Source organism: Inquilinus sp. (genome assembly GCF_057815775.1).
On sequence record NZ_JBYRFX010000530.1, the window covers coordinates 1 to 2,783 of the forward strand.

Sequence of the window (2,783 nt, forward strand, 5' to 3'; positions counted from 1 at the left end):
GGCGCACATGGATCGGCGCCAGCGTGACGTTCTGCAGCGCGGTCTTGTGCGGGTACAGGTTGAACTGCTGGAACACGAAGCCGATCTCGGTGCGCAGCCGCGGCATGTCGGTGGCGGGGTCGCCCAGGCGCTGGCCGTCGACCACGAGGTCGCCGCTCTTGATCGTCTCCAGCCCGTTGATGCAGCGGATCAGCGTGCTCTTGCCCGAGCCGCTCGGGCCGCAGACCACCACCACCTCCTTGGGCTGCACGTCGAGCGTCACCTCGCGCAGCACATGCAGTGGGCCGAACCATTTGTTGACGCCGCGGAATTCGATCACGGTCTGCTGCCCTCCTGGATGCGCGGCCGGCGCGTCGTCACAGCTGGATTTCGGCATGGGCGGCACCCATGCGGCGTTCGATCCGGCGGGCGATGGCGAGCAGCGGATAGCACACGATGAAATAGCCGAGGCCGACGAGGCCGAAGACCAGGAGCCCGTTGGGCACGCGCTGCACCACGAGCCAGCCGACCCGGGTCAAATCGGTCAGCCCGATCGCGGACACGACCGAAGAATCCTTGATCAGCAGCACGTACTGGCCGACCAGCGGCGGCAGGATGATCCGCATCGCCTGGGGCAGCACCACATGCCGCATCCGCTGCCACCGCGACAGGCCGGAGGCCAGCGCCGCCTCGACCTGGCCCTTGGGCACCGCGCCGATGCCGCCCGCCACGATCTCGCAGATGAAGCAGGCCGCCAGGTTGCTGAGCGCAATGACGCCGGCGGTGAACGCCTCCAGCTCGATGCCGGCCTCCGGCAGGATGAAGAAGATCAGGAAGATCTGCACCAGGAACGGCGTGCCCCGGATCAGGTCGACCCATGCCCCGATCACCAGCCGCACCACGCGATTGCCCCCGGCCCGCAGCATGCCCATGGCGAAGCCGACCAGCGACCCGGCAAGCAGGCCGATCAGCGACACCGCCACGGTGGTGCCCAGGCCGCGGAGCGCCAGGGGATAGCTGCCGACGAGGCTTTGCAGCTGTTGCCAGATCATCATGCGGGCCTATCCCGGCGGGCCGGCTGCAGGCCGACCCAGCGCGCCGACAATGCCGCCAGGGCCTTCAGGCCGTAATAGAGGATGAGGTAGCAGGCGGCGGTGGTGATGAAGGCCTCCGCCGGCATGAAGCGGTCGGAGGCCAGGCTCTGCCCGGCGCGGGTCAGTTCGGCGACGGCGATCAGCGACAGCAGCGCGGAATCCTTCACCAGCACGATCGCCTGGCCCAGCAGCGGCGGGATCGTCACCTTGAAGGCCTGCGGCAGGATGACGAGGCGCATGCGCTGGGCGAAGGTCATGCCGGAGGAGATGCCGGCCTCGACCTGCCCGCGCGGGATCGACAGGATGCCCGCCCGGATGATTTCGGCGACATAGGCGCCGCTGTTCAGCGACAGGGCCAGGATGCCGACGACCAGCTCGGGCAGGACGATGCCGAGCCGGGGCAGCCCGAAATACAGGAAGTACAGCTGCGCCAGCAGCGGCGTGGCGCGGATCGCGTCGATGAAGACCACCGCCGGGGCGCGCAGCAGCGCCCTGTGCTGCAGCTTCAGGGCGCAGGCGATGATCCCGACCGCCAGGGCCCCGGCGAAGGCGAGCAGGGACAGCCACAGCGTGGTCGCCAGCCCGGACCCGAAGGCGGGCAGGGATTCCAGGATCACGCGAAAGCTGAAGTTACCGAGCATGGTCTGCCGCCCCTCCCCCTCTGCCAGCCATGCGACCGGCCATCCTTCGGGGCCCGGACCCGCCCGGCCCGATGGCCGTGCGGATCCGCCCGAAACCTGTCGTTCGGGTCAGTGGTCTTTCTTCCAGTCGTCCGAATTGACCCAGTAATCGAGGTTCTTCTGCAGGCGGCCGTCGAGCGTCGTCTGGTCGAGGAACAGGTTCATCCAGATCAGCAGGTCCTGCGAATCGTAGCGCACGGCGAAGGCCAGCGGCTCCTTGGACAGGATCTGCGGCATGATCGTGAAGGTGCCGGCCGGGTAGGCACTGGACTGGCCGGTCACGGCGGAGACGTCGTTGACGCCGCAATCCGCCTGGTCGTTGTTCACCGCATCGAGCAGCAGCGGCCCGCCGCCCTTGTAGCTCTTGATCTCGGCATCCGGGAAGGCGGCCTTGGCTTCCTTCTCGCCGGTGGCGCCCAGCAGCACGGCGATCCGGGTGCCCGGCGCCTTGCAGTCCGCGGTCGAGCTGAACTTGCCGCCCGTCTTGGCGAAGACGGCGCTGCCCGTGTACATGAACGGCTTGGTTAAGCCGACCTTCATGGCCCGCGCCAGGGTCGGGGTCATGTCGCCGACCAGGAGGTCGGCCTTGCCGGACAGCAGCGCCGGGATCAGCCCGTCCCAGTCGAAGTCCAGGAAGGTGACCTTCACCCCCATTTCCTTGCCCATCAGCTCGGCCAGCTCGACCGAGCTGCCGGTCCGTGCGCCGTTCTTGTCGACCATGGAATAGGGCGGGCCCTGCGTCTGCACCGCCACGCGCAGCTCACCGCGCGACGTGATGTCGTCCAGCGTCCCAGCCCTCGCGCCGCCGATGCCGAGCATCGGCAGGAGCGCCAATCCTGCCACGAGCCATTTGCCGATCTTCATGCGTCGTTCCTCCTTGTCATGTCCGCCGCCCGTTTCGGGCTCTCCTTGGGGCACCGCCGCGGCCATGCCGACCACGGCCGATCGCCCGAAGATTCGTGTCGCCTAAGGGTCCCAGGCCGTGGTGTCGGCCACCCGGATGCCGCGCTTGGCCAGCTCCGCCAGGAAT

At 68.3% G+C, this 2,783-nt stretch carries 4 protein-coding genes; all 4 read right to left on the reverse strand.

Translation table 11 applies throughout. The features are described from left to right. The coding region (locus AC3XYG_RS18465; RefSeq protein ID WP_489141320.1) for an ATP-binding cassette domain-containing protein at positions 1–319 on the reverse strand (319 nt) is incomplete at its 3' end. A 37-nt stretch (positions 320–356) separates the two neighbouring features. Further along, positions 357–1,034 (reverse strand): amino acid ABC transporter permease, encoded by a 678-nt coding sequence (locus AC3XYG_RS18470; protein WP_489141321.1) that lies wholly within the window; start codon positions 1,032–1,034, stop codon positions 357–359. Beyond that, entirely contained in the window at positions 1,031–1,714 is a 684-nt protein-coding gene (locus AC3XYG_RS18475; protein ID WP_489141322.1) for an amino acid ABC transporter permease, read from the reverse strand. Before AC3XYG_RS18475 ends, AC3XYG_RS18470 begins: the two co-directional genes overlap by 4 nt. A 108-nt stretch (positions 1,715–1,822) precedes the next feature. Next, the gene (locus tag AC3XYG_RS18480; protein WP_489141323.1) at positions 1,823–2,617 is read right to left on the reverse strand and encodes an ABC transporter substrate-binding protein; all 795 of its coding nucleotides are present in this window, start codon (positions 2,615–2,617) and stop codon (positions 1,823–1,825) included. Positions 2,618–2,783: the final 166 nt, after the last annotated feature.